Here is a 1,234-nt window from a genome sequence, read left to right as displayed (position 1 = left end):
ACATATATGCATTTCGGGGAGAAAGCTTGTCTTAACAAGCCGAGGATCTCGGCAGTCTTGGGTAGTATATAATCCTCGGTAGTAGGTAGTCCTAGGTAGTCAAGCCGGCTGTTCTTGATCCGTTCCCGTGTCCGACCCCTGTCTATTACCGCGTTCGATCCCATATTCCGAAATCTGCCCGAATAGAGAGCACCCCCGTCCCTTAGTGTGATCACACCAAAAGACGGGGGTGTTGAAATTCCAACGATTCGGAGGCCTACGACGCTAGTGTGAGCTCACACCAACGAAAGGCCTCGCACTAACGGGGCGCGCACCGGCGACGCGGGCCGCGGCACCGGCGTGATGCGTGCGACTCCAAGGCGCGCGGGACGAAGGCGTACAACGGTACGCCGAGCCCCGCGCAACGCGGGAGGCGCTCCATCACGTCAGTGCTGGCCGTACACGTTCTGGTAGCGGTCGTTGAGCTTGTCGATGTCCGCCTGGTCGATCTCGATGATCTCGCCCAGCTGACGCGCCGCCCACATCGTATGCGCGACCTCCTCGGTCATCGCCGCGGCCTTCACCGCGCCCTCCGCGTCCCTGCCGATCGTGAACGGGCCATGGTTCTGCATCAGCACCGCCGGAGACTTCGGATACTTCCTCAGCGTCTCGACCACGCCCTCGCCGATCGCCTCCGAACCGATCAGACGGAACGGGCCCACCGGCACCGGGCCACCGAACTCGTCACCCATCATCGTCAGCCCGCACGGGATGTTCTGACCCGTCGCCGCCCACGCCGTCGCATACGTCGAATGCGTGTGCACCACGCCATACACGTCCGGCATATGACGGTAGATGTACGCATGCGACGCCGTATCCGAGGAGGGGGCCTCGGTGCCGTCGACCACGTTGCCGTCCAGATCCACCACGACCATCGAGTTCGGCGTCAGGTTCTCATAACGCACGCCCGACGGCTTGATCACGAACAGATCCGCCGTATGCAGACGCTGCGACACGTTACCCGCCGTCCACACCACCAGATTCCACTTGATCAACTGCTGATGCAACACGGACACCACCTCACGCACCTGCTTGACCTCGGCACGCACCTCAGGACCAAAATCAGCCAAAGTAGCCATAACTCATTCCTTTCGATTTGATCAAATATTGTGGCTCCCCCGGCGAGGGAGCCGATTACATGATTCGTGATTGTGGGTTTACTTGCTTTCGAGATCGATGTTGCGCACAGCGCTCT

General features: G+C 60.3%; 1 protein-coding gene. It reads right to left on the bottom strand.

All coding sequences use genetic code 11. The annotated features are described in order from the left end of the window. Nucleotides 1–425: 425 nt before the first annotated feature. Complete coding sequence (locus BTIS_RS11595) at nucleotides 426–1,118, bottom strand: L-ribulose-5-phosphate 4-epimerase (protein WP_094661619.1); 693 nt, start codon at nucleotides 1,116–1,118, stop codon at nucleotides 426–428. Nucleotides 1,119–1,234 lie beyond the last annotated feature (116 nt).

The organism is Bifidobacterium tissieri (assembly GCF_002259645.1).
GTDB lineage: Bacteria > Actinomycetota > Actinomycetes > Actinomycetales > Bifidobacteriaceae > Galliscardovia > Galliscardovia tissieri.
Note: the sequence above shows the minus strand (reverse complement) of the source record. Positions and strands in the feature narration are given on the sequence as shown.